Source organism: Pseudomonas oplopanacis (genome assembly GCF_057128725.1).
Genome location: NZ_JBSKHV010000002.1, coordinates 107,082 through 129,702, shown reverse-complemented (window position 1 = coordinate 129,702; position 22,621 = coordinate 107,082). Strand labels below are relative to the sequence as shown.

Below are 22,621 nucleotides of genomic sequence, written 5' to 3'. Positions count from 1 at the left end.
TAAGACGGAAAGTAGGCCCAGGCGGGAGGGCTTCTGCTGGATTGGTCGCTGGGGATGGGGGGTGTCTGAAGACGCCTTCGCGGGCAAGCCCGGCTCCCACGGGGACCGGATTGTCCGGATGGACGCGGTCCAATGTGGGAGCCAGCCTGCTCGCGAAGAACGATGGCGGGGTTTAACGGGAATGGACGGACCTACTTAAAAGATCCTTCACTCCAGCTTTCCTTATACCTGCCTCCAGAATTACTCGACTTGAATAACGGTGATAATCGATTTGTTTTTATAAACGACAAGCAGGCGGGAACTATCAAGGCTGAGCGTCAGGCTGCATGGATCGCCTGCAACAACAAAAGTCTTGACCTCCTTGCGGTTCACAGTATCAAGAGCTTTCACTTTGGATCCCTCACTGGAAAAATAGAGCAGTCGACCGTCCGGACTCAAAGTAATCACGCCCGGCTGAATAACGTCGACAGTGTGGATTACGAGCAGACTTGTGGAGTCAATGACCATTATCTTTTGTGCATTATAATCATTAGCGTAAATGTGCTTTCCATCCGGGCTTATTGCTAGTGAGTGTGCATGCCAGGGCAGCTTTGCTCGCTTAATTAATGAGTCGCTGCTTGTAGAAATACTGAATAATTCTGAACCATAAGTACGAAAAGTAAATATGGTTTTACCATCAGGAGCCATGACAATTAAATTAGCTTCCGGCAATCCTGTACTCTTATCACGCTTGAGCGCAATGTCTGTTTTCGTCATCCCGTGCGTGAAAAGAGTATATGCATGGGTACCCTCTAGGTTAAAAACACATTCCCCAGAATTAAAACCAGTCGTCTCAATCCGGGCTTGCTCTCCTGACGACAAGCTCATAGCTGAATGATAATAACCATAAGAGCTGCTCATAAAGACCTGGTCACTATCAGGAGCAATCGCAAAGTAATTCATGCCTAAATTTTCTATTCGCGCACCCACCATCTGCAGGGTTGCGGCATCAATGACTGCCAAAAAGCCATTACTTGGGTGCGGTTTACTCACTAAAATTTTCGTACCATCCGGACTAATTGCAACACTACCGAATTGCCAAGCTGGAGCGATACCGTTTGTGGTAAAACCAAAATCCATCTCACCAGTTTTCCCTCGACTTGTAACATCCAGCTTCGCGGTCACGACATTGCCATCATATTCCGCCTTGATGATGTAAGTCGTACCAGGTGCATCCGCCCCCGTCACGCCCAGGATTTCCAACACACCAAACAAACCGGTCTTAAACTCACGTCGCCCGGTAGTGCCGTCCGGGTATTTGAAATTGCTCGGAATAGTCACATACACCGATTTTTCTTTGATGAACTCTCCATTTTCGTCCACCAACTTGAGCTTAATACCAGTCAAGTGCCCCATTGGCGCAATGCGATAAGGCGCATTGAGAAACTCCAGCGTGGCTTTCATTCCCGCCGTGACCAGTGTGTAGCGTGCCAACGTAAAGGTCTTTTTTGTGCCGTCGACTTCATTGGGGTAGAAGTCCACTTGCAGCCGAACCCTCAACTCTTTACCCGGCGCGAACAACTCCAGGTCTTTGCGAAGCAATACATACTCGAGCCCCTTCTGGACCTGTTCCGGCGTCAAGGTTTTGCCCACTGCAATCGCGACGGTCTTGGGATTGCCATCTTTGCCGGTACCCAACACATGTACCCAGATTTTCTGCAGCAGCCCGATAAGCGGCCAAGGCGCACAAACGATGTGTGCATCATCGGTAAACGCCCGCAGATCCACGGCGTTCGTCCCATAGGCCTCAACAATTTCCGGCTTCGGAAAGTTCGGATCCGTCACGTTGACGCTCTCGATGGTCAGGGTCAACGGCTCGGACTCCGTCTCCACGCCACCACTCAACAGGATCCACGTGAACACCACCTCCCGACCCGCGTTGGCCAGGATGAACGCCGTAGTCAGCTGGAAGTTCGCGCGGAAGTTGGAATTGAGCGCGACAAAGGTGAATACCGGTGTCCCTGCTCCCGCGGCCCCGCCCTTCACCACCAGTTTGGCTTTATCGCCGGGTTTGAAGCCTTTGGCCCAATCCACCCGGACCACGAAACCCGTGGTGTATTTGATGGGAATGATCACTTTGCCTTCCAGCCCCGGTACAAAAGGAGCGGTCGGAAGTTCCACTTTGGGCGTCAGGTCGACCTTGATCGAGAGGGACGGCGATGGCAGTGAATTCTGGGTAGGGTTCTCCAGCTGGTCATATACCGTATAAGAAATCCCGACAGCGTTACCATTACCGGCCCCCATGAAAAAGGCTATCGGCAGAAGGATGTTGAACGCCCCCCCGACTAGATCCTTTTGAACCACGGTGTATTCGTACTCAAAGTAGTTGTCGCCGTTTCTGGCGGTCACTATCACCACGTCGTGCAATCTGATATTCGCGTAAGTGACGGCAAGCGGGACACCTGGACCGGCCGTTACCAGGTCGACGCCGTTTTGTATGACATATTCAGGCAACTTAATGCCCAACCCTTCGTGGATGTCCTTGCCGTCATTTATCGGGTCGTCGCCACCCGGCAGACTCTCGTTGTACAACACCCACTGCGTGGGGGACGTTTCGTCATTGTCACTAAAGCGCTTGGTTACGTAATGAAAAGCGTGCGCCCCCTCACGAAGCCGGGCCCTGGGCACTTCGAAAGTGGTGCGTTGAGTATTCGGGTCGACCGTGAAAGGGACTGTGATACGCACGCCGTTATGATGGAGTTCCAAAGAATCAGCCTCCGGATAGGGCGGGTCCGCAACCACTTTCAGATGCCTGCCTGCAGTGAGCACCAATGGCACCCCAACAGGATCCAGTACCTTGGGATCTTCCGATTTGACGCCTGGCTTTGAACCCGGAATTTTGAGTGGCGACAGCGCCAGGATTCCGGACGCACGTGAGATATCAGTCATGAAACGCGCTCCCATTCGACAGGCCGCGAAGAGCGGCATAGGTAGCGGTATCAAATCCCTGAAACGCTTTCCCGGCTACTGTCAGAAATAACAGGTATGCGGTGTTTCAAGACGAACGGTCACCGACAGATATTCATTTCATCCCCCAACATTTTGCCGGCGCGGCTACCTTCCAGATTTACTTGAGCTTGCGGGAGGGCTCTGTGGCTGCGTGCATTGGGTTAAACCGGTCGGCGCGTCAGACGATTCTGCGAGGTCATGCGATCTTCCCGAGCGGTAATCGGGGGCCGGTACAAGCGACTGATGGCCCGGTGATCCCACAAGAATTATGTCAACGCCTGGCGCACCTGTTTTTCCAGTTCGGCCTTCAACCCCGGCTCCAGCTTCAACTGCCGCGCCAGTTCATCGAGGTAGGATTTCTCCATGAAGTTCTGCTCATCCACCAGCATCACGCTGGCGATGTACATTTCGGCGGCCATTTCCGGGGTGCTGGCGGCGCGGGCAACTTCCGCAGGGTCCAGTGGCTTGCCGAGTTCGGCATGCAGCCATTGTTGTAATTCCTGATCGTTGTCGAGCTTGGTGAACTCACCTTCAATCAACGCTCGTTCGCGCTCATCGACGTGGCCATCGGCTTTGGCGGCAGCGACCAACGCCTTGAGAATCGCCTGGCTGTGCAGCTCGACCTGCGCCGGGGGCAAGCGGTCGAGTGTTTGCGGTTCAGTGTTCGGCGCGGTGCCTTGCTGCGCCTGCCAGTTGCCAAAGGCTTTGTAAGCCACTGCCCCGAGTGCCGCGAGGCCGCCATAGAGGGCGACTTTGCCGCCAACACTGCGGCCCGTTTTGCTGCCGAGCAACAACCCCATGGCGCCCGCCGCTATCGCACCGCCGCTGGCGCCCGAGAGCAAACCACCGAGCCCACCGCTGGACGCCTTGTTCTGAGTGCCTCCAGCCTTGTTCTGCAACAGATCTTGACCGGACTTGAGCAGTTGATCGAGCAAACCACGGGTATTCATTTTGCCGTCTCCACGAAAGGGGTAACCGGCCACCAGCCTAGATCGAAAGTGCCCGCCCCCTGCCGGCGAGAGTGCTTCCAGATGTTGCTCATATCTTGTAACGCCCACAGGCCCATCGATTAAAACGATATACACTCAAGCGAATCTATAAAAACCGCCCACCGGGTACCTTCCCCATGATGACCCTGCGTCAGATTCGTCATTTCATCGCAGTGGCCGAGACCGGCTCGATCTCCGCCGCCGCGCAAACCGCGTTCATTTCCCAATCGACCCTGACCCTGGCGATCCAGCAACTGGAGCAGGAAATTGGCGTCGGCCTGTTCAACCGTCACGCAAAAGGCATGACCCTGACCCACCAGGGGCATCAATTCCTGCGTCAGGCGCACCTGATTCTGGCCACGGTGGACAACGCCAAGCGCAGCCTGCAACAGAGCACCGATCAGGTTGCCGGGCAGTTGATCGTCGGCGTGACCAGCCTCGTTGCCGGTTATTACCTCGCCGATTTGCTCACCCGTTTTCAGCGCGCCTACCCCAACGTCGAGATCCGGGTGATGGAGGATGAACGCCCCTACATCGAGCATTTGCTGGTCAGCGGCGAAATCGATGTCGGCGTGCTGATCCTCTCCAACCTCGAGGACCGTCACGCCCTGCAAACCGAAGTCCTGACGCATTCGCCCCACCGGTTATGGCTGCCGGCGCAGCATCCGTTGCTGGAGCACGACAGCATCAACCTCGCCGACGTGGCGCGAGAGCCGCTGATTCAACTGAACGTCGATGAAATGGACCGCAATGCCCAGCGCATGTGGTCGGCCGCGTCTTTGCAACCGCGCATCACGCTGCGAACAGCGTCTACGGAAGCCGTGCGAAGCCTGGTGGCCGCCGGTTTGGGGGTTTCGATCCAGCCCGACATGACCTATCGCCCGTGGTCGCTGGAGGGCGACATCATCGAAGCGCGGCCCATCGCCGACCTGAGCCAGACCCTCGACGTCGGCCTGGCCTGGCGTCGCGGCACCGCGCGCCCGGCGCTGGTCGATCCGTTCCTGACCGTCGCCCGGGAGCAACCCCACGGCGGACGCAAGCCATCTATTTAATCGAACGCCACCTTCAGTATTTAGTATTTGTCGACCTCAGGTCCGCGCACTAGTCTTGTTGCATCTATAAGACGGCCGGGCCCCAGTCACTGGGAGCAGCATGGCCACACAAGAAAAGAGAACCCGAAAAATGGCTGGCGCGCAGACCCCGTTGTTTACCGCGTTGTTGATCGATGGCGAATTGGTCGCAGGCCAGGGTTTTGTCGAACCGATCCTCAACCCCGCCACCGGGGAAGTGCTGACGCACATCGCCGAAGCCAGCACCGAGCAAGTCGAAGCCGCCATCCTCGCCGCCCATCACGCCTTCGCCAGTTGGTCGCGGACCACACCGCAGCAACGCTCGAACCTGTTGCTGGACATCGCCAACGCCATCGAAAAACAAGCCGACCTCCTCGCCCGTCTCGAATCCCTGAACTGCGGCAAGCCGTTGCACCTGGCCCGTCAGGATGATTTGAGTGCGACGGTGGATGTGTTCCGTTTCTTCGCTGGCGCCGTGCGCTGCCAGACCGGCCAGCTCAGCGGCGAATACCTGCCGGGCTACACGAGCATGGTGCGCCGCGATCCAATCGGGGTCGTAGCGTCCATCGCGCCGTGGAATTACCCGATCATGATGGCCGCGTGGAAAATCGCCCCGGCCCTCGCCGCCGGCAACACGCTGGTGTTCAAGCCGTCCGAACACACGCCGCTGTCCATTCTGGCACTGGCGCCCGCCTTGGCCGAGATCCTGCCGCGCGGGGTGATCAACATTGTCTGCGGCGGCGGTGAAGGGGTCGGCAGCCACTTGGTCAGCCATCCTAAAGTGCGCATGGTGTCGTTGACCGGCGATATCGTCACCGGGCAAAAAATCCTCCAGGCCGCTGCGAAAACCCTGAAGCGCACGCACCTCGAACTCGGCGGCAAAGCGCCGGTGATCGTCTGCAACGATGCGGACATTCAAGCGGTGGTCGAAGGCGTGCGCACTTACGGTTATTACAACGCCGGTCAGGATTGCACCGCCGCGTGCCGGATTTATGCACAGGCCGGGATTCATGACCGTTTGGTGGCCGAGCTTGGCGCGGCGGTCAGCAGCCTGCGGTTCGCCGGCAAACGCGATGCCGATAACGAAATCGGCCCGCTGATCAGCACCCGTCAGCGCGACCGCGTGGCCAGTTTCGTCGAACGCGCCCTCGGCCAGCCGCACATCGAACGCGTGACCGGCGCGGCAGTGCATTCCGGTGCCGGCTTCTATTACCAGCCGACGTTGCTGGCCGGCTGCAAGCAGAGCGATGAGATCGTCCAGCGCGAAGTGTTCGGGCCGGTGGTCACCGTGACCCGTTTCGACGGGCTCGAACAAGCGGTGGACTGGGCTAACGACTCGGAATACGGCCTCGCCTCCTCGGTCTGGACCCAGAACCTCGACAAGGCGATGCAAGTCGCGGCGCGCTTGCAGTACGGCTGCACCTGGATCAACAGCCATTTCATGCTGGTCAGCGAAATGCCCCATGGCGGCTTGAAGCGTTCGGGCTACGGCAAAGACTTATCCAGCGATTCGCTTCAGGACTACAGCGTGGTGCGGCACATCATGGCGCGCCACGGCCAGCATCTCTGACTACGCTAATAACAAGCCGCTAACGGCATGCTTCACCACGTTCACAACTGCCCCGACCATAATTAAAGAAGAGGGAATTCCCATGTTCGTGCACAAGACCGCACTGTTCAGTGCAATCACCACCGCGCTGCTGGCGAGTGCCAGCCTCCAGGCCGCCGAACCGCTGAAAGCGGTGGGTGCCGGCGAAGGTCAGCTGGATATTGTGGCTTGGCCGGGCTACATCGAACGTGGCGAAAGCGACAAGGCCTACGACTGGGTGACCGGTTTCGAGAAGGAAACCGGTTGCAAGGTCAATGTGAAAACCGCCGCCACTTCCGATGAAATGGTCAGTTTGATGGCCAAGGGCGGTTACGACCTGGTCACCGCATCCGGCGATGCCTCGCTGCGGTTGATCGGTGGCAAGCGCGTGCAGCCGATCAACACGGCGTTGATTCCGAACTGGAAAAACATCGACCCGCGCCTGAAAGATGCGCCGTGGTACGTGGTCAACAAACAAACCTACGGCACCCCGTACCAGTGGGGCCCGAACGTGTTGATGTACAACACCAACGTATTCAAGACCGCGCCGACCAGCTGGGGCGTGGTGTTCAATGCCCAAGACCTGCCGGACGGCAAGCCGAACAAGGGACGCGTGCAGGCCTATGACGGCCCGATCTACATCGCTGACGCCGCGCTGTACCTGAAAACCGCCAAGCCGGAATTGGGTATCCAGAACCCGTATGAACTGACCGAAGCCCAGTACAAAGCCGTGCTCGATCTGCTGCGCGCCCAGCAGCCGCTGATCCACCGCTACTGGCATGACACCACCGTGCAGATGAGCGACTTCAAGAACGAAGGCGTGGTCGCCTCCGGTGCCTGGCCGTATCAGGTCAACGGCCTGATGAACGAGAAGCAGCCGATTGCTTCGACCATTCCAAAAGAAGGCGCCACCGGTTGGGCCGACACCACCATGTTGCACGCCGAGGCCAAGCACCCGAACTGCGCTTACAAGTGGATGGACTGGTCGCTGACCCCGAAAGTCCAGGGTGATGTGGCGGCGTGGTTCGGTTCGTTGCCAGCGGTACCGGCGGCGTGCACCGGCAGCGAGTTGCTTGGCGCTGAAGGCTGCAAGACCAACGGTTTCGACCAGTTCGAGAAAATCGCCTTCTGGAAAACCCCGCAGGCTGAAGGCGGCAAGTTCGTGCCGTACAGCCGCTGGACCCAGGACTACATCGCGATCATGGGCGGCCGCTAAAAGTCATTCCGGTAGCTACTGCGCGTCGACCAGCCGCGCCCGGGCAGTGCTCGCCTCCTCACGTACTAACGTACGCTCCGGGGGCTGCGCGCTGGCCGGACACGGCTAATCGCCGCTCGCTACGCTCCCGAAACGACTTTACGCAATCGACGATTTTCAAGAAGCAAAGCTGATTTACGAATTACTGTTTTTTCAGAAGTCCAGGCTGGGCCGCTGCGACGGCCCTCGCCTTTTTGGAGCACCGCACCATGACGCTTGCAGTCCAGTTCACCAACGTTTCCCGTCTGTTCGGCGAAGTGAAAGCCGTAGACCGGGTTTCCATCGACATTCAGGACGGCGAGTTTTTCTCCATGCTGGGCCCTTCCGGCTCGGGCAAAACCACCTGTTTGCGCCTGATCGCCGGTTTCGAACAACCGAGCGCAGGCTCGATCCGCATTCATGGCGAAGAAGCCGCCGGGCTGCCGCCGTATGAGCGTGACGTCAACACCGTGTTTCAGGATTACGCACTGTTCCCGCACATGAACGTCCTCGACAACGTCGCGTACGGTTTGAAAGTCAAAGGCGTTGGTAAAGCCGAGCGCCAGAAACGCGCCGAAGAAGCCCTCGACATGGTCGCCCTCGGTGGCTACGGCGAGCGCAAACCAGTGCAGCTGTCCGGCGGTCAACGCCAGCGTGTAGCCCTGGCCCGCGCCCTGGTCAATCGCCCGCGTGTGCTGCTGCTCGACGAGCCGCTGGGCGCCCTCGACTTGAAGCTGCGCGAGCAGATGCAAAGCGAGCTGAAGAAACTGCAACGCCAACTCGGCATCACCTTCATCTTCGTCACCCACGACCAGACCGAAGCGCTGTCGATGTCCGACCGCGTGGCCGTGTTCAACAAGGGCCGCATCGAGCAGGTCGACACCCCACGCAATCTCTACATGAAACCGGCAACGACCTTCGTCGCCGAATTCGTCGGCACCTCGAACGTGATTCGCGGCGATCTGGCCAGGCAGTTGAGTGGCAATCCACAGCCGTTTTCGATTCGTCCCGAACATGTGCGATTTGCTGAAGGCCCATTGGCCAGCCACGAGATCGAAGTCAGCGGTTTGCTCCACGACATTCAGTACCAGGGCAGCGCCACGCGCTACGAGATGAAACTGGAAAACGGCCAGACCCTGAACATCAGCCAGGCCAACAACCAATGGCTGGACGTCAGCGCCCAGCACCAGACCGGGCAACGCATCAGCGCTCGCTGGGCACGGGAAGCGATGATCCCGCTGCACGACACCGTTGTCGGCGGGGTGTGAGATGAACACCGTGGCTATCCCTCAAACCCCGGCCAACGGTTCGCCGTTGCGCAGGTTTTCCAACCTGTTGTACCGCCGGCCGAATTTTTACCTGTCGCTGCTGCTGGTGCCGCCGCTGCTGTGGTTCGGCGCGATTTATCTCGGCTCGTTGCTGGTGTTGCTGTGGCAAGGTTTCTACACCTTCGATGACTTCACCATGGCGGTCACACCCGACCTGACCCTGGCCAACTTTGCTGCGCTGTTTCAACCCTCGAACTTCGACATCATCCTGCGCACCTTGAGCATGGCGGTAGTCGTGTCCATCGCCAGCGCCATCGTTGCCTTCCCGATCGCCTACTACATGGCGCGCTACACCACCGGCAAGACCAAGGCGTTTTTCTACATCGCGGTGATGATGCCAATGTGGGCCAGTTACATCGTCAAGGCGTATGCCTGGACCTTGCTGCTGGCCAAGGGCGGCGTCGCGCAGTGGTTCGTTCAGCACATGGGGCTGGAGCCGGTGTTGCAGTTCGTGCTGGGTATTCCGGGCGTGGGCGGCAGCACCTTGTCGACCTCGCACCTGGGCCGTTTCATGGTGTTCGTCTACATCTGGCTGCCGTTCATGATCCTGCCGATCCAGGCCTCGCTGGAACGTCTGCCGCCATCACTGCTGCAAGCCTCGGCAGACCTCGGCGCCAAGCCGCGCCAGACCTTCATGCAAGTGATTCTGCCGCTGTCGATTCCGGGCATCGCCGCCGGTTCGATCTTCACCTTCTCGCTGACCCTGGGCGACTTCATCGTGCCGCAACTGGTCGGCCCGCCGGGCTACTTCGTCGGCAGCATGGTGTACGCCCAGCAAGGCGCAATCGGCAACATGCCGATGGCCGCGGCCTTCACGCTGGTGCCAATTGTGTTGATCGCTATCTACCTGACTATCGTCAAACGACTGGGGGCCTTCGATGCACTCTGAAAAGCCTTCATTAGGTTTAAAAATCGCAGCCTGGGGCGGGTTGGTGTTTCTGCACTTCCCGATCCTGATCATCTTCCTCTACGCCTTTAACACCGAAGACGCAGCGTTCAGCTTTCCACCCAAGGGGTTCACCCTGAAGTGGATCGGCGTGGCGTTCTCGCGGCCGGACGTGCTGGAAGCGATCAAGCTCTCGCTGCAGATCGCCACCGTCGCGACCTTGATCGCCATGGTCCTTGGCACCCTCGCCTCCGCGGCGTTGTACCGTCGGGAGTTCTTCGGCAAGCAAGGCATCTCGCTGATGCTGATCCTGCCGATTGCGTTGCCGGGGATCATCACCGGGATAGCCTTGCTGGCGACCTTCAAGACGCTGGGGATCGAGCCGGGGATGTTCACCATCATCGTCGGCCACGCGACCTTTTGCGTGGTGATCGTCTACAACAACGTCATCGCCCGTTTGCGCCGTACTTCGCACAGTTTGATCGAAGCCTCGATGGACCTCGGTGCCGATGGCTGGCAGACCTTCCGCTACATCGTCCTGCCGAACCTTGGCTCGGCGTTGCTGGCCGGCGGCATGCTCGCGTTTGCCCTGTCGTTCGACGAAATCATCGTCACCACCTTCACCGCCGGCCATGAACGCACCTTGCCGCTGTGGCTGCTCAACCAGCTCAGCCGCCCACGGGACGTGCCGGTGACCAACGTCGTCGCGATGCTGGTGATGATGGTGACCATGCTGCCGATCCTTGGCGCCTATTACCTGACCCGGGGTGGCGAGAGTGTGGCCGGTAGCGGCGGGAAATAACCGGATAACTGCAGGAACCCCATCCACTGTGGGAGCGGTTTCGACAGAACAATAAAAGCTGCAATGAGGACAAATGCCATGCAAACCAAACTCTTGATCAACGGCCAACTGATCGACGGCGAAGGCCCCGCCCAACCTGTGTTCAACCCGGCCCTGGGTCGCGTGTTGGTGGAGATCAACGAAGCCAGCGAAGCCCAGGTCGATGCCGCCGTGCGCGCCGCCGATGCTGCCTTCGACAGCTGGTCACAAACCCCGCCGAAAGAGCGCTCGTTGCTGCTGCTCAAACTCGCCGACGCCATCGAAGCCCATGGCGAAGAGCTGGCCAAACTGGAATCGGACAACTGCGGCAAACCTTACAGCGCCGCGCTGAACGACGAGATCCCGGCGATTGCCGACGTGTTCCGTTTCTTCGCCGGCGCCAGTCGTTGCATGAGCGGTTCGGCGGGCGGTGAATACTTGCCGGGCCACACCTCGATGATCCGCCGCGACCCGGTGGGCGTGATCGCCTCCATCGCACCGTGGAACTACCCGCTGATGATGGTCGCCTGGAAAATCGCCCCGGCCCTGGCTGCCGGTAATACCGTGGTGCTCAAGCCGTCGGAACAAACTCCACTGACCGCCCTGCGTCTGGCTCAACTGGCGTCGGACATTTTCCCCGCCGGCGTACTCAATCTGGTGTTTGGTCGTGGTCCTAGCGTGGGCAGCCCATTGGTCACCCACCCGAAGGTACGCATGGTCTCGCTGACCGGTTCGATTGCCACCGGCTCGAACATCATTTCCAGCACCGCCGACAGCGTCAAACGCATGCACATGGAACTGGGTGGTAAGGCCCCGGTGATCATCTTCGACGACGCCGACATCGACGCCGCCGTGGAAGGTATCCGCACCTTTGGTTTCTACAACGCCGGCCAGGACTGCACTGCCGCGTGCCGTATCTATGCGCAGGCCGGCATCTACGAAAAATTCGTCGAGAAACTCGGCGAGGCAGTCAGCAGCATCAAGTACGGTTTGCAGGATGATCCGTCGACCGAACTGGGCCCACTGATCACCGCGCAACACCGCGACCGTGTGGCCGGGTTTGTCGAGCGCGCTATCGCACAACCGCACATTCGCCTGATCACCGGCGGCAAGGCTGTGGAAGGCAACGGGTTCTTCTTCGAGCCGACCGTGTTGGCCGATGCGCAGCAGGATGACGAAATCGTTCGCCGCGAGGTGTTCGGGCCGGTGGTGTCGGTGACTCAATTCACCGACGAAGCGCAGGTGTTGGGCTGGGCCAACGATTCGGACTACGGCCTGGCGTCGTCGGTCTGGACCGCAGATGTCGGTCGCGCGCATCGGATGTCTGCTCGTTTGCAGTACGGCTGCACGTGGGTGAATACGCACTTCATGCTGGTCAGTGAAATGCCCCATGGCGGTCAGAAACTGTCCGGCTATGGGAAGGACATGTCGATGTATGGACTGGAGGATTACACCGTCGTTCGGCATGTGATGTTCAAGCACTAAAAGCTTCGCGAGCAGGCTCGCTCCCACAGTTGAATGCATTCCCCCTGTGGGAGCGAGCCTGCTCGCGAAGGCGCCACCTCGGTTTCAAGGCAGAAACCGGCAGTAAGCATCACCAGGTTCCACCCCAAAGAAGCCAAAACAATAACCACCGATCCGGGCAGCGCCTCACGGCCCCGCCACGGTTTCGGACATCCGAAATCTGCCGATTTTCCGGAGCTGACCCACTATGGATACAACACCCGAACTTGCTGTACCCGTCGCTGACAGCGATGCCGAACAGCTACGCAAACTGGGTTACACATCGAACTTCAATCGCAGCATGAGCCTGTGGGAAAACTTCGCCCTGGGCTTCACTTACCTCTCGCCGGTCGTAGGGGTTTACACCCTCTTCGGCCTCTGCCTCGCAGCAGGTGGTCCACCGATGTTCTGGGCCTATCTGCTGGTCGGGTGCGGCCAGTTGCTGGTGTGCCTGATCTTCGGTGAAGTGGTTTCGCAATTCCCGATTTCCGGTGGCGTGTACCCGTGGGCCCGCCGCTTGGTCGGCAAAAAGTGGGCGTGGATGGTCGGCTGGATTTACTCCATCGCCCTGTGCGTCACCATCGCCGCCGTTGCCGTCGGTGCCGGTCCGTACCTGGCCGCCATGATGGGCTTCGAGCCGAGCAACAACACCAACATCGTCATCGCCCTGTTCCTGACGTTGTTCGCCACCCTGGTCAACCTCAGTGGCACCAAGGTGCTGGCGCGCATCGCCATGTTCGGCTTCCTGTGCGAACTGGTCGGCGCGGTGATCGTCGGCGTTTACCTGCTGGTGTTCGAGCGTCATCAGCCGCTTAGCGTGTTGTTCAACACCTTCGACATCAGCGTCGACGGCTCGTACTTGCCAGCCTTCCTCACCGCTTCACTGGCGGGGATGTTCCTGTACTACGGCTTCGAGGCCTGCGGCGATGTGGCCGAAGAAACCCCGAACCCGAGCAAGAAAATTCCGGTGGCCATGCGCATGACCATCTACATCGGCGGCATCGCAGCGATGTTCGCCTGCCTGGCGCTGATCCTCGCCGTACCGGACATGCAAGCCGTGATCAACGGCACCGACAAGGACCCGGTCACCACCATCCTCAACAACGCCTTCGGCCCGGTCGGTTCGAAAGTGGTGATGGGCGTGGTGATGATTTCCTTCATCTCCTGCGTCATCAGCCTGCAAGCGGCGGCGAGCCGTCTGCTGTATTCCTACGCTCGCGATGAAATGGTCATCGGCAGCTCCTTGCTGAAGAAAATCTCGCCAACCACTCAGGTCCCGGTAGCGGCACTGTTCGTCTCCGGCGTCCTGCCGGCGTTGATCATCATCCTCGGCTTCTTCCTGCAGGATGCCGTGGCAACCATCGTCAGCTTCGCCGCCATCGGCATCTACCTGGCCTTCCAGATGATCGTGCTCGGGGCCCTCTATGCCCGCATGAAAGGCTGGAAACCGAGCGGCAAATTCACCCTCGGCGCCTGGGGTTGGGCCGTGAACATCGGCGCGCTGGTGTATGGCATCGGCGCAATCATCAATATGGCCTGGCCGCGCACACCGGATGCGGCGTGGTACATCAACTACGCCATGGTACTGAGCACGGCGATCGTGATTGGCCTGGGGTTGTTGTACATGTGGATTGCCAAGCCGTATGACCACGGGACTGCGCCTGCGGGGGATGCGTGGAAGGTTAGTCGGTAAACATACTTGCTCAGCCCGCAGCGATGCGGGCTGGGTGGGTGGTGCTAAATCGGTTGAGGTTTGGAGAGACTTTCAAACTCGTCCATCAGTAGATGAATTTCAGTGCTCGGGTTGGCTTCGCCGCTAATGGCGACATCCTCGATAATCTTTGGCGCTAAAGCTCTTGCCCTTTGAAATGGCTCCCCCAAGAGTTTGGCGAAATAGTTGATGTCTTCGCCCTTCGCATACTTATCCATGTTGGGCTTTTCTCTGAGGCTCTTGGCTACCAAGTCGCCTGGAGAGCGCTTCCCGACCGCACGGAAAGGCTTTCGATTGAACCCGAAATGCAGAAGAAGCCAAAACTCAAAACAGGGATATGAAGCGATGACTTTGATTTTTGGATGCGGCCTCGCCAGATCAATTGCTCGCTCAAAGCACAAATGCGTATCGCGATCCAAGGCACAAAACACCTTGTCGAATCCTTTCTGACGGGCGATAGCCGTTTTTACAATGCCACTTGGGTGCGTGATGCCACAGTGGGCAATTTCCACTTGAGCATTTGCGCGAAAATGAAATGCGGCCTCTTCCAAGTATCGTTTTCCTGACTTGCTGTCTTCACAGAGAATCAGCACTTTGGGTTGAGGCTTGAACCGGGGTGCCTTTCGATCAAACAGCCGTATCGAACGCGCCATGATCAACCCCGCCTTATCAACGGTAATCCGCGATAACGGCCTTCAAAGTAGCGCTTCTCGACATCCTCCCCTTCTCGTCCTGCAAAATCGTGAACCGAATAAAGACGGGTTGCACCGTTGGCGTCGCGCTCGGTGATCCAGAACTGATCGCGCCGAAGTGTTCTGGCGTTCATTAGATGAGTGTCATGGGTAGTAAAGATCAGTTGAGTATCCAGCCCACTGTCCAAGTGTTTCTCAATCAGGTCATCAACGATTGAAGGGTGAAGGCTGCTGTCCAACTCATCGACAGAAAGAATCCCGCTCCCATCGGCGTGATTGATCATGAACCAGGGCAGCCAGAACCCGATCAAGTTTTTTGTACCCCCGGACTCCTCTGAAAAATCGAATTCGGCTTTTCCTAAAAGGCTCGTATGCGTCAGGGTGACTTTGTCTTTTTGGGCCGCCGCAAAGAACTCTTTCAGCGTGAGTTTTTTTGCAGGAACAGACTCTGCGTCTTCGATGTTGAGGTGGATAGCGGACACAGGGATATCCACGTCCTTTAGAAAATCTCGCAAATTGCCGGTGTGATCCGACGCAATCTTCAGAAATCTTATGGACGCGGCTGACAGCCCTATGAAGTTGTTCTGCTCGATCACGAGCAAACCGGTTTGAAACCAGCTAAACGGCCCCCGCAACTGGGTCAGCTCTTCGCTACTGTTCGCTATCGCCTGCGAAATAAACAATGTTTTGGGGCTCGTCAGACGCCGCCACGCATTGTGGACTTCTTTACCACCCTCAAGGTGCGCTCCAAAAACATACTGCTCACCCTCCTCCGCAAAACGACGCTGATACAGCAGCACTTCCTTGCCTTTGGGGTATGAAACCAGTTGTTCCTCGATAATCCGCTGAGCAGTCAGGCGCAGAACAAACCGATATCGGAGCCCGCGTTGAATGAAGTTGTACTCAAAACAACTGGGTTCATGTTGGAGTTGCGGGTCAAAGCGAAAGGGCGAAACCGGTAGCGGTTCATCATTTGATGACGGTAATGCTGTGAGCAACTGTCCGATGATCCCCATCGCCCGAATGAGCGAAGATTTACCAGACGCATTCGGCCCATAGATCGCTGCCACCTTCAATAAATCCGGCAGTTTTTCTCCACTTACCGGCGGCGCGAACAGGTTGCGCTTTTTGCTCAAGCGCGGCGTCGCAGCCATGGACAGGGTTTGCTTGTCGCGGAAGGAGCGATAGTTGGAAACAGAGAATTCGATCAACATGTAGCAAACCTGCAGTTCATGGCTGAAAGCAGAAAACCTATAGGAAAAACCATGGGTTCGGAGCTGCCTCACTGCACTTCATGCAAAAACAGGAAAGTCCTACAGATCGAGCCTTCCGACCAAGACACCAATTCCTACAGCGCGCGTCGCCAGAGCGGGCTTGGCGCAGCCAGCGCCTGAAAGATAGGCTTCTTCCCGGCTGCGTAATCAGCAGCCCGGTGTCGAAGCCGGAACAAAATCAATACGGCGCAACCGCGCTCACCTGAGTGGCGGCTCCCTTTTCAACTTGGAGTCGAAAAATGCATCCGTCCGAAATCCATCCTCATTTCACCCCAACTGTCTTCACCCGTCACAACCGCTTTCTTCACTCTTTCATGCACGCCAATCAAGCCTGGTTCTGCGTTCAAGACCTCGGTCGCCTGATGGGCCGCCCTCTGGATCAACGCCTCACCCTGAAGCTCGATCCCGATCAGCGCCAACAGGTCTTGTTGCTGAGGAACGGCAAAACCATCGAATCGTTAATGGTTAGCGAATCTGGAATGTATGCCCTGCTGGTGCATCATTTCGTCCCGGAAAACAGAAACCTGCGCCAATGGCTAAGTAACGAAGTCATACCTACGTTGCGCGAGTCGGAAGCGACTGTGGATAACATTCCAAGCCTGAGTTCATTGCAGTGGGCAGGTATCTCGGTGCCGCTACTGCATTGGCAGCATCAAGCCTGGATCAAATGGCGGGACATGCCTGACCTGATGCAAGTACAACGACCTTTCAAGATCATTGGCACTTGCAGTTGAAGGCAGGGTAAAAAATAAAAAAAGGGGCGGACTTCAGAGTCCGCCCTTTTGGTTGGAGTAGACCTATGAGCAACCCGCAGCCATGAGCAGCCAAATCGTCATCGAAGTGATTCCAAGTGATAGCGCCTTTGCAGAAGACTATCTGCAACGAACCCTCGAGAAAAGAAACGTCGTGGCTCGCCGCCAAGCAATCCACGAAGGCATTATCGACGCCAATGCAGGCAAGCTGACCAGTTTGGTCACCGTAAAAACCAAATGGCTTTCACGGTAACCATCTCCGCTCAAAACCGCGAAACAGTCCGCATCGCATCCACCAGATACCGCATCGCAATCCGGTCGCTCTCCGACAGCTCTCGATACCGTTCCAGTAACTTCATTTCATCCGGGCTGAGCCGGCGCCTTCGACGGCCGCTTGCCAGGCAAGGAAGGATTCCTAACATTTCGGTGATGCCTTGTACTTTTGTCATCGACGATGTCCTTTTATACGTTCGAGAAAACTTCAAAAACCGCATAGCCCTCTCCTTTTTGTTTGTCGCCGGCCTTAAGGGCTGAAGCCGGTCATAAGCACAGAATAGGAACATTCCCGGCGCTGAAAAGCGGTTTTTAGAGTAATTAGTCAAAAAAAGCAGAAATGCCCTATAAATCAGAAGGCGCTGTCAGAAAAATGAACCGAAATGTCTTGTTTCATTGCCGCGCAGCCAATGTGCTACCAATCAATTTTTGTCTGCAACCGAACGGTTTAAGCTATTTGGCATCTGTTTAAGGTCCGTTGCGTTTGGTCGAAGGCATGTCCGAACCGTAATTTTTGATCCAGTACGTGCCAGGAACGGCGCGGGATTGCTCACGACAGGTTGTACTTATGCATCGCAGGAATTTGCTCAAAGCGTCCATGGCCATCGCGGCCTACACCGGTTTGTCGGCCACCGGCCTGCTGGCCAGCCGTGCCTGGGCGGGTAACGGTACGGCGGATGGCGAGGCTCAGGCGTTCGATTTTGAAGCGCTGAAGATTCAGGCCAAGCAGCTCGCCGGCAATCGTTATCAGGACACCAAACAGGTGCTGCCACCGACGCTGGCGACCATGACGCCGCAGAACTTCAATGCGATCCGCTACGACGCGAATCACTCGCTGTGGAAGGATTTGAACGGTCAACTGGACGTGCAGTTTTTCCACGTCGGCATGGGGTTCAAGCAGCCGGTGCGCATGTACAGCGTCGATCCCAAGACGCGTCAGGCGCGAGAGGTGCATTTCCGCCCTTCCCTTTTCAACTATGAAAAAACCACGGTCGACACCAAACAGCTCACGGGCGACCTGGGGTTTTCCGGGTTCAAGCTGTTCAAGGCCCCGGAGCTGGACCGCCATGACGTGTTGTCTTTCCTCGGCGCGAGTTACTTCCGTGCGGTAGACGCGACCGGCCAGTACGGTCTGTCGGCGCGCGGGCTGGCGATTGATACGTATGCCAAGAAGCGCGAGGAGTTTCCGGACTTCACCAAGTTCTGGTTCGAAACGCCGGACAAGGACAGCACCCGTTTCGTGGTCTACGCCCTGCTGGATTCGCCGAGCGCGACCGGGGCTTACCGTTTCGACATCGATTGCCAGGCCAGTCAGGTGGTCATGGCCGTCGATGCCCACGTCAACGCGCGTACCGCCATTGAGCAACTGGGCATTGCGCCGATGACCAGCATGTTCAGCTGCGGCACCCATGAGCGGCGCATGTGCGACACCATTCACCCGCAAATCCACGACTCGGATCGTCTGGCGATGTGGCGCGGCAATGGCGAGTGGATCTGCCGCCCGCTGAACAACCCCGCGACCCTGCAATTCAATGCCTTCGCCGACACCGATCCGAAAGGTTTCGGCCTGGTGCAGACCGACCATGAGTTCGCCAGTTATCAGGACACCGTCGATTGGTACAGCAAGCGTCCGAGCCTGTGGGTCGAACCGACAACGGCGTGGGGCGAAGGCTCTATCGATCTGCTGGAAATTCCTACAACCGGCGAGACGCTGGATAACATCGTTGCGTTCTGGACCCCGAAAAAACCGGTCGCGGCCGGTGACTCCCTGAATTACGGCTACAAGCTCTACTGGAGCGCACTGCCACCGGTCGGCACGCCGCTGGCGCGGGTCAATGCGACCCGTTCGGGCATGGGCGGCTTCACCGAAGGCTGGGCGCCAGGCGAGCATTACCCGGAAGTCTGGGCGCGACGCTTTGCGGTGGACTTCACCGGTGGAGGTCTGGATCGCTTGCCGGAAGGCGCAGGGATCGAGCCTGTGGTGACGTGTTCGAACGGTCAGGTGAAGGATTTCAATGTGTTGGTGCTGGACGACATCAAGGGTTATCGCATTACCTTTGACTGGTACCCGACCAATGACAGCGTGGCGCCGGTGGAGCTTCGGTTGTTCATCCGGACCAATGACCGGACGTTGAGTGAGACCTGGTTGTATCAGTACTTTCCGCCGGCGCCGGATAAGCGTAAGTACACCTGAGAGTAATAGGTTGTCTGGGCTGGCCCATTCGCGAGCAGGCTCGCTCCCACACTTGATTTTGTGTACGACGCAAAACCAATGTGGGAGCGAGCCTGCTCGCGAAGGCGACCTGACAGATACAAAAATGCCAGCACAGAAACACAAAAGCCCCGATCACACCGATCGGGGCTTTTTGTTTTCCCAGCCTCCCTCAGTCACGCAAATCCGACTCATGTATCGGCTGGTCCCGGTGCGTCGCCCGCTGATATTGCGCAGGCCAAATGGCCTTGCGCCCGCCCAGATCATCATCGGCATGCAGCGGCCAATACGGATCGCGCAACAGCTCTCGTGCCAGGAAGATGATGTCCGCCTGGCACGTGCGCAAGATGTGTTCAGCCTGGGCCGGCTCGGTAATCATGCCGACCGTGCCGGTGGCAATGCCCGACTCCTTGCGCACGCGCTCGGCGAAACGGGTTTGATAACCGGGGCCTGTCGGGATTTCGGCATTGGCTGCCGTCCCGCCTGAAGAAACGTCAATCAGGTCCACGCCCAGCGCTTTGAGGCGTCGCGCCAGTTCCACGGTTTCATCCGGGTTCCAGCCGTCCTCCACCCAATCGGTCGCCGATACCCGCACGAACAGCGGCAGCTCTTCAGGCCATACCGCACGCACCGCTTCCGTGACTTGCAGTACCAGCCGGATGCGGTTCTCAAACGAACCGCCGTATTGATCGCGCCGCTGATTGCTCAGGGGCGACAGAAATTGATGCAACAGGTAACCGTGGGCGGCGTGGATTTCGACCACTTTGAATCCGGCGGTCAATGCACGCTGGGCAGCGGCGACAAAAGCCTGGATGACCTCGGCGATCTCGCTTTCCTCGAGTTGCCTTGGGTGCGTGTGTTGCGGGTCGAAAGCAATGGTCGACGGGCCTACCGGCACCCAGCCGCCGTCTTCGGGTTTGACGCTGCCATGTTTGCCGAGCCACGGCCGATGAGTGCTGGCCTTACGCCCGGCGTGGGCCAACTGGATGCCGGCCACAGCGCCCTGAGCAGCGATGAAGCGAGTAATGCGTTGCAGGGGTTCGATCTGTTCGTCAGTCCACAGGCCAAGGTCCTGAGCGGTGATGCGGCCGTCGGCGGTGACTGCCGTGGCTTCGGTAAACACCAGGCCGGCGCCGCCGACCGCACGACTGCCAAGATGGACAAGGTGCCAGTCATTGGCCAGCCCATCAACGCTGGAGTACTGGCACATCGGGGAGACGGCGATACGGTTGAGCAGGGTCAATTGACGCAGGGTATAGGGTTCAAGCAGCAGACTCATGGGGCACCTCTCGAATCAGTGGGCAGGCTCCAGGGTTCTGTTTGAAAGTCGACGAGTGACAGGAAAAAGGTGAAGCACCCGCCCCCGCGGGCAAAAAATTCGACAAGACGTCACAAGGATAATCAAGCAGTGCTTAGAGCCTAGTCGACATCGGGGGATGAGGGAGGGTTCCTGGGATATTTGGCGTCAGGGATATCGCCTTCGCGAGCAGGCTCGCTCCCACAGGGTCCGCGCAATTTCTGTGGGAGCGAGCCTGCTCGCGAAGGGGTCAACGGGGTTCGATGTGGGCAATCATCAGCTGCACGGTCTCGTTACCGCGAAACTCGTTGAGGTCGAGTTTGTAGGCCAGCTCCACCCACTTGATGGTCGGGTTCGGCCAGATATCACGGTCGATACCGAACGCAATGCCGTCGAGTTTCACCGAACCGCATTCGCTTTTCAGTACCACTTTCAGGTGGCGTTCACCGACGACGCGCTGCTCAACCAGTTGGAACACACCATGGAACAGCGGCTCCGGGAAGTGCTGCCCCCAAGGACCGGCATGGCGCAGGGCGCGGGCCAGTTCGAGGTGAAACTCCTCGACCGCCAGCGTGCCGTCCGACAGAAGACGCCCGGTCAGGTCTTCTTCACGCAATTGCCGGCGCACTTCCGCATCGAAGGCCTCGGCAAACAGCGGAAAATTCGCTTCCGGCAACGTCAGCCCTGCCGCCATGGCGTGGCCGCCGTATTTGCTGATCAGGTTGGGATGTTGCGCCGCCACCACGCTCAATGCATCGCGAATGTGGAAACCCTGAACCGAACGCCCCGAGCCCTTGAGCAAGCCATCGCCGGCATCGGCAAAGGCGATGGTCGGGCGGAAATAGCGCTCTTTCATCCGCGAAGCGAGGATACCGATAACACCCTGGTGCCACTCGGGATCGAACAGGCACAAACCGAACGGCATCGACTCGACCGGCAAATCCTTCAGTTGCGCCAGCGCTTCACGCTGCATGCCCTGTTCGATGGATTTGCGGTCCTGGTTCATGCCGTCGAGTTGCACGGCCATTTCCCGCGCCAGCCCCGCGTCGTCAGTGAGCAGGCATTCGATGCCCAGGCTCATGTCGTCCAGCCGCCCCGCCGCGTTAAGGCGCGGGCCGACAATGAAACCCAGATCGGTAGAGGTGATGCGCGCCGGCTCACGTTTGGCGACTTCGAGAATCGCCTTGATCCCCGGCCGCGCGCGCCCGGCACGAATTCGTTCAAGACCTTGATGGACCAGAATCCGGTTGTTGGCATCCAGCGGCACCACATCGGCAACGCTACCCAGCGCCACCAGGTCCAGCAATTCACCAATGTTTGGTTGCGGCTTGTTCTCGTACCAGCCGAGACTGCGTAGACGCGCACGAAGCGCCATCAATACATAGAAAATAACGCCGACACCGGCCAATGCCTTGCTTGGGAAATCGCACCCTGGCTGGTTCGGATTGACGATGGCGTCGGCCAGCGGCAGTTCATCGCCGGGCAAGTGGTGGTCGGTGACCAACACGTTGAGGCCGGCCTTTTTCGCCGCTGCCACGCCTTCGACACTGGAAATACCGTTGTCCACGGTGATCAGCAATTGCGGCGTACGGGTCAATGCGACTTCGACGATTTCCGGGGTCAGGCCGTAGCCGTACTCAAACCGGTTTGGCACCAGGTAGTCGACGTGAGCCGCGCCCAGCAGGCGCAAGCCCAACACGCCCACGGTACTGGCCGTTGCGCCATCGGCGTCAAAGTCGCCGACGATCAGAATGCGCTGACGCTGTTCCAGCGCCGTCACCAGCAAATCCACGGCGGCATCGATGCCTTTGAGCTGCTGGAACGGAATCAGCCGCGCAAGGCTCTTGTCCAGTTCAGCCTCGCTCAGCACGCCCCGCGCCGCGTACAGGCGGGTCAGCAGTGGCGGCAGATCACCGAGGAATGGCAGGGTGTCGGGCAACAGGCGAGGTTCGATGCGCATGGGGTGACGGAAGCTTCTCTTGAATACGTGGGATTAGTCTGTTG

18 protein-coding genes are annotated in these 22,621 nt (G+C 58.3%); 11 read left to right on the top strand and 7 right to left on the bottom strand.

The window, feature by feature from the left end; all coding sequences use genetic code 11:
• Positions 1 to 240 precede the first annotated feature (240 nt).
• A complete protein-coding gene (locus tag ACWKV5_RS04885; RefSeq protein WP_483840410.1) occupies positions 241 to 2,928 on the bottom strand; it encodes a YncE family protein in 2,688 nt (895 codons plus the stop codon).
• A gap of 326 nt (positions 2,929 to 3,254) precedes the next feature.
• Entirely contained in the window at positions 3,255 to 3,938 is a 684-nt protein-coding gene (locus ACWKV5_RS04880) for a tellurite resistance TerB family protein (RefSeq protein ID WP_483840409.1), read from the bottom strand.
• A 176-nt stretch (positions 3,939 to 4,114) separates the two neighbouring features.
• Between ACWKV5_RS04880 and ACWKV5_RS04875 the strand changes: the two genes are divergently transcribed.
• From ACWKV5_RS04875 to ACWKV5_RS04840, 8 genes are all read left to right on the top strand, one after another.
• A complete protein-coding gene (locus tag ACWKV5_RS04875; protein ID WP_473655765.1) occupies positions 4,115 to 5,029 on the top strand; it encodes a LysR family transcriptional regulator in 915 nt (304 codons plus the stop codon).
• 100 nt (positions 5,030 to 5,129) lie between these two features.
• Positions 5,130 to 6,617, top strand: a complete 1,488-nt coding sequence (locus ACWKV5_RS04870; RefSeq protein ID WP_483840408.1) for a gamma-aminobutyraldehyde dehydrogenase — start codon at positions 5,130 to 5,132, stop codon at positions 6,615 to 6,617.
• A gap of 82 nt (positions 6,618 to 6,699) precedes the next feature.
• Positions 6,700 to 7,851 (top strand): putative ABC transporter substrate-binding protein YdcS, encoded by a 1,152-nt coding sequence (gene ydcS / locus ACWKV5_RS04865; protein ID WP_483840407.1) that lies wholly within the window; start codon positions 6,700 to 6,702, stop codon positions 7,849 to 7,851.
• A 248-nt stretch (positions 7,852 to 8,099) separates the two neighbouring features.
• Positions 8,100 to 9,137: an ABC transporter ATP-binding protein gene (locus tag ACWKV5_RS04860; RefSeq protein WP_483840406.1), complete on the top strand. Its 1,038-nt coding sequence runs from the start codon at positions 8,100 to 8,102 to the stop codon at positions 9,135 to 9,137.
• A gap of 1 nt (position 9,138) precedes the next feature.
• Positions 9,139 to 10,086 (top strand): ABC transporter permease, encoded by a 948-nt coding sequence (locus ACWKV5_RS04855; protein ID WP_483840405.1) that lies wholly within the window; start codon positions 9,139 to 9,141, stop codon positions 10,084 to 10,086.
• The gene (locus ACWKV5_RS04850) at positions 10,076 to 10,885 is read left to right on the top strand and encodes an ABC transporter permease (RefSeq protein WP_483840404.1); all 810 of its coding nucleotides are present in this window, start codon (positions 10,076 to 10,078) and stop codon (positions 10,883 to 10,885) included. Before ACWKV5_RS04855 ends, ACWKV5_RS04850 begins: the two co-directional genes overlap by 11 nt.
• Before the next feature lie 78 nt (positions 10,886 to 10,963).
• The gene (locus ACWKV5_RS04845; protein WP_483840403.1) at positions 10,964 to 12,388 is read left to right on the top strand and encodes a gamma-aminobutyraldehyde dehydrogenase; all 1,425 of its coding nucleotides are present in this window, start codon (positions 10,964 to 10,966) and stop codon (positions 12,386 to 12,388) included.
• Between the two features lie 226 nt (positions 12,389 to 12,614).
• A complete protein-coding gene (locus ACWKV5_RS04840) occupies positions 12,615 to 14,099 on the top strand; it encodes an APC family permease (RefSeq protein ID WP_483840402.1) in 1,485 nt (494 codons plus the stop codon).
• 44 nt (positions 14,100 to 14,143) lie between these two features.
• On the opposite strand, the gene ACWKV5_RS04835 is transcribed toward ACWKV5_RS04840, so the two are convergent.
• Positions 14,144 to 14,770 carry an RloB family protein gene (locus tag ACWKV5_RS04835; RefSeq protein ID WP_483840401.1) on the bottom strand — a complete coding sequence of 209 codons (627 nt, stop codon included), beginning with the start codon at positions 14,768 to 14,770 and terminating at the stop codon, positions 14,144 to 14,146.
• 2 nt (positions 14,771 to 14,772) lie between these two features.
• Entirely contained in the window at positions 14,773 to 16,023 is a 1,251-nt protein-coding gene (locus ACWKV5_RS04830; protein WP_483840400.1) for an AAA family ATPase, read from the bottom strand.
• 299 nt (positions 16,024 to 16,322) lie between these two features.
• Here ACWKV5_RS04830 and ACWKV5_RS04825 point away from each other — a divergent pair, with 299 nt between their 5' ends.
• Both ACWKV5_RS04825 and ACWKV5_RS04820 read left to right on the top strand, forming a co-directional pair.
• Positions 16,323 to 16,817, top strand: a complete 495-nt coding sequence (locus tag ACWKV5_RS04825; RefSeq protein WP_483840399.1) for a BRO-N domain-containing protein — start codon at positions 16,323 to 16,325, stop codon at positions 16,815 to 16,817.
• Positions 16,818 to 16,899: 82 nt separating this feature from the next.
• Positions 16,900 to 17,088 (top strand): hypothetical protein, encoded by a 189-nt coding sequence (locus ACWKV5_RS04820; RefSeq protein ID WP_483840398.1) that lies wholly within the window; start codon positions 16,900 to 16,902, stop codon positions 17,086 to 17,088.
• A gap of 10 nt (positions 17,089 to 17,098) precedes the next feature.
• On the opposite strand, the gene ACWKV5_RS04815 is transcribed toward ACWKV5_RS04820, so the two are convergent.
• Positions 17,099 to 17,284, bottom strand: coding sequence for a hypothetical protein (locus ACWKV5_RS04815; RefSeq protein ID WP_027924920.1), 186 nt, complete (start codon positions 17,282 to 17,284; stop codon positions 17,099 to 17,101).
• Positions 17,285 to 17,676: 392 nt separating this feature from the next.
• On the opposite strand from ACWKV5_RS04815, the gene ACWKV5_RS04810 reads away from it, so the two are divergent.
• On the top strand, positions 17,677 to 19,302 hold the full coding sequence (locus ACWKV5_RS04810) for a glucan biosynthesis protein D (RefSeq protein ID WP_123433647.1): 1,626 nt from the start codon (positions 17,677 to 17,679) through the stop codon (positions 19,300 to 19,302).
• Between the two features lie 190 nt (positions 19,303 to 19,492).
• On the opposite strand, the gene ACWKV5_RS04805 is transcribed toward ACWKV5_RS04810, so the two are convergent.
• Together ACWKV5_RS04805 and recJ are read right to left on the bottom strand one after the other, a co-directional pair.
• A complete protein-coding gene (locus ACWKV5_RS04805; RefSeq protein WP_483840397.1) occupies positions 19,493 to 20,599 on the bottom strand; it encodes an NADH:flavin oxidoreductase/NADH oxidase in 1,107 nt (368 codons plus the stop codon).
• A 268-nt stretch (positions 20,600 to 20,867) separates the two neighbouring features.
• Positions 20,868 to 22,577, bottom strand: a complete 1,710-nt coding sequence (gene recJ / locus ACWKV5_RS04800; RefSeq protein ID WP_483840396.1) for a single-stranded-DNA-specific exonuclease RecJ — start codon at positions 22,575 to 22,577, stop codon at positions 20,868 to 20,870.
• Between the last annotated feature and the right edge of the window lie 44 nt (positions 22,578 to 22,621).

Excerpts from the sequence above, each read along its gene's own strand:
- ACWKV5_RS04870 (WP_483840408.1), top strand. The coding sequence starts at position 5,130 with ATGGCCACACAAGAAAAGAGAACCCGAAAAATGGCTGGCGCGCAGACC.
- ACWKV5_RS04885 (WP_483840410.1), bottom strand. The coding sequence starts at position 2,928 with ATGACTGATATCTCACGTGCGTCCGGAATCCTGGCGCTGTCGCCACTC.
- ACWKV5_RS04880 (WP_483840409.1), bottom strand. The coding sequence starts at position 3,938 with ATGAATACCCGTGGTTTGCTCGATCAACTGCTCAAGTCCGGTCAAGAT.
- ACWKV5_RS04860 (WP_483840406.1), top strand. The coding sequence starts at position 8,100 with ATGACGCTTGCAGTCCAGTTCACCAACGTTTCCCGTCTGTTCGGCGAA.
- recJ (WP_483840396.1), bottom strand. The coding sequence starts at position 22,577 with ATGCGCATCGAACCTCGCCTGTTGCCCGACACCCTGCCATTCCTCGGT.
- ACWKV5_RS04875 (WP_473655765.1), top strand. The coding sequence starts at position 4,115 with ATGATGACCCTGCGTCAGATTCGTCATTTCATCGCAGTGGCCGAGACC.
- ydcS (WP_483840407.1), top strand. The coding sequence starts at position 6,700 with ATGTTCGTGCACAAGACCGCACTGTTCAGTGCAATCACCACCGCGCTG.
- ACWKV5_RS04810 (WP_123433647.1), top strand. The coding sequence starts at position 17,677 with ATGCATCGCAGGAATTTGCTCAAAGCGTCCATGGCCATCGCGGCCTAC.
- ACWKV5_RS04820 (WP_483840398.1), top strand. The coding sequence starts at position 16,900 with ATGAGCAGCCAAATCGTCATCGAAGTGATTCCAAGTGATAGCGCCTTT.
- ACWKV5_RS04840 (WP_483840402.1), top strand. The coding sequence starts at position 12,615 with ATGGATACAACACCCGAACTTGCTGTACCCGTCGCTGACAGCGATGCC.
- ACWKV5_RS04855 (WP_483840405.1), top strand. The coding sequence starts at position 9,139 with ATGAACACCGTGGCTATCCCTCAAACCCCGGCCAACGGTTCGCCGTTG.
- ACWKV5_RS04815 (WP_027924920.1), bottom strand. The coding sequence starts at position 17,284 with ATGACAAAAGTACAAGGCATCACCGAAATGTTAGGAATCCTTCCTTGC.
- ACWKV5_RS04835 (WP_483840401.1), bottom strand. The coding sequence starts at position 14,770 with ATGGCGCGTTCGATACGGCTGTTTGATCGAAAGGCACCCCGGTTCAAG.
- ACWKV5_RS04830 (WP_483840400.1), bottom strand. The coding sequence starts at position 16,023 with ATGTTGATCGAATTCTCTGTTTCCAACTATCGCTCCTTCCGCGACAAG.
- ACWKV5_RS04825 (WP_483840399.1), top strand. The coding sequence starts at position 16,323 with ATGCATCCGTCCGAAATCCATCCTCATTTCACCCCAACTGTCTTCACC.
- ACWKV5_RS04805 (WP_483840397.1), bottom strand. The coding sequence starts at position 20,599 with ATGAGTCTGCTGCTTGAACCCTATACCCTGCGTCAATTGACCCTGCTC.
- ACWKV5_RS04845 (WP_483840403.1), top strand. The coding sequence starts at position 10,964 with ATGCAAACCAAACTCTTGATCAACGGCCAACTGATCGACGGCGAAGGC.
- ACWKV5_RS04850 (WP_483840404.1), top strand. The coding sequence starts at position 10,076 with ATGCACTCTGAAAAGCCTTCATTAGGTTTAAAAATCGCAGCCTGGGGC.